This is a genomic window from Brachybacterium sp. HMSC06H03 (assembly GCF_001807385.1).
Lineage (GTDB): Bacteria > Actinomycetota > Actinomycetes > Actinomycetales > Dermabacteraceae > Brachybacterium > Brachybacterium conglomeratum.
The window spans coordinates 1-4,816 of the sequence record NZ_KV788792.1 but is presented as its reverse complement, the minus strand read 5'-3'; the positions used below and the strand labels follow the sequence as shown (position 1 = coordinate 4,816).

At 73.1% G+C, this 4,816-nt stretch carries 4 protein-coding genes; 2 read left to right on the top strand and 2 right to left on the bottom strand.

Going from position 1 to position 4,816, the window contains the following annotated elements; genetic code table 11:
• Positions 1-44: 44 nt before the first annotated feature.
• Positions 45-2,804 (bottom strand): asparagine synthase (glutamine-hydrolyzing), encoded by a 2,760-nt coding sequence (gene asnB, locus HMPREF3159_RS08850; protein WP_070500698.1) that lies wholly within the window; start codon positions 2,802-2,804, stop codon positions 45-47.
• A gap of 164 nt (positions 2,805-2,968) precedes the next feature.
• Positions 2,969-3,685, bottom strand: coding sequence for an HAD-IA family hydrolase (locus HMPREF3159_RS08845; RefSeq protein ID WP_070500697.1), 717 nt, complete (start codon positions 3,683-3,685; stop codon positions 2,969-2,971).
• A 74-nt stretch (positions 3,686-3,759) separates the two neighbouring features.
• On the opposite strand from HMPREF3159_RS08845, the gene HMPREF3159_RS08840 reads away from it, so the two are divergent.
• Entirely contained in the window at positions 3,760-4,542 is a 783-nt protein-coding gene (locus HMPREF3159_RS08840; protein WP_083305885.1) for an AzlC family ABC transporter permease, read from the top strand.
• A partial coding sequence (locus HMPREF3159_RS08835) for an AzlD domain-containing protein (protein ID WP_070500695.1) occupies positions 4,539-4,816 on the top strand: 278 nt, incomplete at its 3' end. The genes HMPREF3159_RS08840 and HMPREF3159_RS08835, both read left to right, overlap by 4 nt.

Below are 4,816 nucleotides of genomic sequence, written 5' to 3'. Positions count from 1 at the left end.
CGCGGGGGACGGCGGCGGGGCGAGGGCCCGCCTCCGCGACCTCCTCAGCGCCGGTCCGCGCCGCCGAGGTCGACGAGGATCGCCAGCGGCGTGCGCTGGCGGCCCTGGCCGAGGGGGTTGTCGGCGAAGGTCGCCTCGAGCACCTCGTTCGTGGTGGGCACGTCCGAGCCCAGCACGTTGCGGCCGATGTCGTTGGCGTCCATCACGACCGTGCCGACGAAGCTGTCGCGCAGCGCGGCGGGGATGTCCGCGCCGCGGATCGCGGCGGAGATCCGCGCGGCGACCGCGTCCGGGTCCTTGGGCGGGAGCTTCGCGGAGACGTTCGAGGGGAAGGCGGAGTACGGGGTGGGCCCGTCGATCGCGCGCACGTTCGCGCCGACGACCTCGTAGAACAGGCCGCGCCTGCCGACGACCTTGCCCGCGGCGCCGACGGCGGAGGCGGCGACGACGCGCGGGAGCCCCACCTCGCGGATCGCGAGCTCCATCGTGGTCGGGTCCCCCAGGCCGATGCCGGCCGGGGTGCGGGAGACGAAGCGGCTGAGCACCTTGGCGGAGCGGCGGGGCCTGATCTCCCAGGTGAACCAGGAGCGGCCCTGCGTGATCGCGATGATCTTCTCGCTGATCACGAAGTACCAGGGCGCGCCGTCGGGGACGACGCCGCCCGGCAGGGACGCGGCGAAGGCCTCGACCCGCTCGCGGGCGATCCGCTCGACGTCGTCGCCGCGGGCGACCAGAGCGGTCTGCAGCGGCAGGCGGCGCCAGGTGCGGCCGTCGACCTCGGAGACGAGGTCGAGCTGCTTGCCCTCGTTGGCGACGTAGTCGCTCTTGGGCACGACCTCCTCCTCGGCCGCGGGCTCCGCGGCGACGGCGGCGGGGGCCGGGGCCGCGGCGAGCGCGGCCTCGTCGGCCGAGCCGCCGAGCGCGCGGGTGGCGCCCTCGGCGTCGTCGAAGAAGGTGCGCATCCACAGCTCGACGTTCAGCAGGCGCCAGAACATCAGCGTGCCGTGGTTCTCCGGATGGGCGATGTAGTCGTCGAACAGCGCGAGCACGCTCGGCGCGTCGAAGTAGGGCCGGGAGGCGAAGGATGCGGAGGCGAAGACGTCCCGCAGCTGCGGCGCGATCGAGCGGAACCACTCCCCCTCGGGGGTGGTGAAGCCGATCTTGTTGCGGCGCTTGGAGATCATGTCGGGGAGGATCCCGTCCATCGCCTCGCGCAGGATCCGCTTGTTCCAGCCGTCGTGGATGATCGCGGACTCGTCGAGGGAGAACAGGAACTTCAGCAGCTCCTTGTCGACGAAGGGGACGCGCCCCTCGATGCTGAAGCGCATCGTGTTCTTGTCCTCGTAGCGCAGCAGCGAGGGCAGGGAGGAGCGGAAGGTGTCCTCGAGCAGGCGCTCCTTGAGGTCGTCCTGGACGGAGGTGACCTTCTCGCCGCTGTGCTCGGCGACGAAGCCGGAGTTCAGCAGCGCCTCCATCGGCACGGAGGTGCGGCCGGAGAACTTGGTGCGGGCGAGCTTGCGGAGGATGTCGCGGGAGCCGACGACCTCGGAGGCGAGCTCCTTGAACCGCTTCTGGCGCCGTAGCTGGCGCAGGTAGACGTAGAAGTACGGGTTGTACCCGGCCATCATCTCGTCGGCGCCCTGCCCGTCCAGGAGCACGGTGATGTGCTGGCTGGCCTCGCGCATCACGGCGTACTGCGCGTAGGGGCCGGTCGAGATGATCGGCTCCTCCTGGGTGCGCACGAAGTCGTGGAGGTCCTCGAGGAACGCCTCGGGCTGCGGGTGGATCTTGTGGGCCGTGATCTGGCCGCGGTTCTCGTCCAGCAATGCGTCGACGTAGCGCTCCTCGTCGTTGGAGGAGTTCGGGAAGACGGCGGAGAAGGTGTTCTGGCGGGAGCCGACCGCCTCGTAGCCCGCGTCCTCGGGCTGCTCGCGCAGCTGGCGCGCGATCACGGCGGCGACGGCGGAGGAGTCCAGCCCGCCGGAGAGGGAGGTGCCGACGGGGACCTCGGACTGCAGGCGCATCCGCACGGAGTCCTGGAAGCGCTCGCGGTACTCGTCCACGACCGACTGGTCGTAGGGGCGGCTGGGGCGGGCGGCGATCTCGCGCAGCTCCTCCTTCAGCCGGGTGAAGGAGCGCACCTCGGTGCCGTCGGGGCGGATCTCGAGCACCTCGCCGGACATCAGGCGGTTCACGCCGGCGAAGAAGGTGCGGGAGTCGTCGTCCTGGACGCGGAACTTCAGGTAGCGGTAGACGGCGCGGTCGTCCGGCGCGGCCTCGAAGGTGCCGGAGGCGAGCAGGGAGCGGATCTCCGAGCCGAAGACGACCTTCGGCGCCCCGCCGGCCTCGGAGGCGGGGTCCACGCGGTAGTAGAGCGGCTTGATGCCGAAGTGGTCGCGGGCGAGGGTGACGGTGCCGGTGGTCGCGTCGTGGATCGCGAAGGCGAACATGCCGTTGAAGCGGTCGTAGGCGGCGGTGCCCCACTCGGCGTGCGCCTCCAGCAGCACCTCGGTGTCCGAGTCGGTGCGGAAGGTGTGCCCGAGCTGCTCGAGCTCGGCGCGCAGCTCGAGGTAGTTGTAGGTCTCGCCGTTGTAGACGATGGTGTAGCGGCCGTCGGCGGTGGTCATCGGCTGGGCGCCGTGCTCGCGGTCGATGATGGCCAGGCGCCGGTGGGCCAGCCCGGCCTCGCCGTCGACGAAGAGGCCCTCGCCGTCGGGACCGCGGTGGGCCAGGGCGCCGCTCATCCGGCGGGCGATCCGCTCGGTGTCAGCGCCGTATCCGTAGGTGCCGGCGATTCCGCACATGGGGCGAGTCCTTTCGAGGGGGACGGCTGCGCCCTCGGTCCGGACGCTCGCCGCCGTGGGGCGACGACGTCGGGGACGTCGTCCGCAGGGCGCGGGACGGACCGGTCGGGCCGCCCAAGGGTATCAACGGGGCCGCGGCCGACGGAGCAGGCGCGGCGCGACGGTCAGCTTCCGCGGCGGGCGAGGACGAGGTCCTCGCCCTCGACGCGGACCTCGAGGTCGTCCAGCGAGGTGACCAGGGCGTCCGCGAGCGGGGACAGCTCCCCGGCGGGGGTGGTCGTCGTCACGGCGACGGTGCGGGCGCCAGCGGCGATCCCGGCGCGGAGCCCGCCGACGGAGTCCTCGAGGACGACGGTGCGGGAGGGCTCGACCCCGACCCGCTCGGCGCCCAGGAGGTACGGCTCCGGATCGGGCTTGCCGTGGGTGACCTGGTCCGCGGTGACCAGCCCCTCGGGCACGGGCAGCCCGGTGCGGGACCAGCGGGCCTCGAACAGGGGCCGGGTGCAGGAGGTGACGATGGTCCAGCTCGCGCGGCCCAGGGTCTCGGCGGCGGCGTCGAGCTCGGCGAGCAGCCGTTCGGTGCCGGGCAGGACGACGATCCCCTCCACGTCCTGCATCTCGAGCTCCTCGATGCGGCGGTGGGCCGCGTCGAGCTCGGCCTCGCTCGCCTCGGGCAGGATCTGGGCGAGGATGCGGCGGGCGGGCATGCCGTGATGGGCGTGGCCGAATCGGAGGTCGGTGCCCAGCTCGCGCAGGAGCGTGTTCCAGGACCGCTCGACGGCGGGGCCCGAGTCGATCAGGGTCCCGTCCATGTCCAGCAGCAGGGCGCCGGTGCACAGCGGCAGGGCGGTGTCGGGGTCGGGATCCTGGGAGTCCGTCATGCCGTCAGAATCTCATATCCCCTGGCGGACGCGCGGAGGATGTCCGGGCAGGTGATCGTAGAGTGTCGAGCATCATGACCGCCGCCGTCCCCGCCCCGTCACCGCGCCCCGACACCCCTGGTGCGTCCCTGCGCACGATCCGTCGCACCGGCTTCTCGATCGGGCTGGCGACGGGGCTGTACGGGATCAGCTTCGGCGCGCTCGCGACCGCCTCCGGGCTCGACCTGTGGCAGGCGATGGTGCTCTCCGCGGTGATGTTCACCGGCGGCAGCCAGTTCGCCTTCGTGGGCGTGGTGGGCGGGGGCGGCTCCGCCCTCGGCGCGGCGCTCGCCTCGCTGCTGCTGGGGATCCGCAACACGCTGTACGGGCTGATCCTCGCCCCCTCGCTGCCGCGCGGCGGGGCGAGGGGCGCGGCCCGCGCGCAGCTGACGATCGACGAGTCCGCAGCGCTGGCGGCGGCGGGCACGACCGAGGCGGAACGTCGGGCGGGGTTCTGGTCTGCCGGGGTGTGGGTGTACGTCTTCTGGAACCTGTTCACCCTCGCAGGCGCGCTGGCCGGTCAGCACATCGCCGATCCCGCGGCCTGGGGGCTCGACGCCGCCGCGGCCGGGGCGTTCATCGCGCTGCTGTGGCCGCGGCTGCGCAGCGGGGACGCGGTCGCGATCGCGGTGGCCGCGGCGTTCGTGGCGCTGCTGACCACGCCGGTGCTGCCCGCCGGGCTGCCGGTGCTCGCCGCGGCGCTGGTCGCGGTGGTGGCCGGTCTGCTGCCGTCCCGTCGCGGGGCGACGGGGCACGCAGCGCCCGAGGTCGATGCGTCGGACGACGAGCCCGCGACGGACGAGGAGGAGCGGCGATGAGCCTGCTGTGGATCGCGGTGATCGCCGCGTCGGTGCTGTCCTTCGTGCAGAAGTGGATCGGCTACCAGGCGCCGCAGGACGTGCTCGAGCGCCCCCGGATCGCGCGGATCACGCGCCTGCTGCCGATCGCGCTGCTGGGGGCGCTGGTGGCGACCCAGACCGCGGCCGACGGGACGGAGGTCGTGCTGGACGCGCGGCTGGCCGGGCTGGGCGTCGCGGTGGTGCTGCTGCTGGTGCGGGCGCCGTTCCTGGTGGTCGTGGTCGGCGCCGCCGC

What these genes read in the sequence shown, in the direction of transcription:
- HMPREF3159_RS08845 (WP_070500697.1), bottom strand. Translation starts at nt 3,685, where the DNA reads ATGACGGACTCCCAGGATCCCGACCCCGACACCGCCCTGCCGCTGTGC.
- HMPREF3159_RS08840 (WP_083305885.1), top strand. Translation starts at nt 3,760, where the DNA reads ATGACCGCCGCCGTCCCCGCCCCGTCACCGCGCCCCGACACCCCTGGT.
- asnB (WP_070500698.1), bottom strand. Translation starts at nt 2,804, where the DNA reads ATGTGCGGAATCGCCGGCACCTACGGATACGGCGCTGACACCGAGCGG.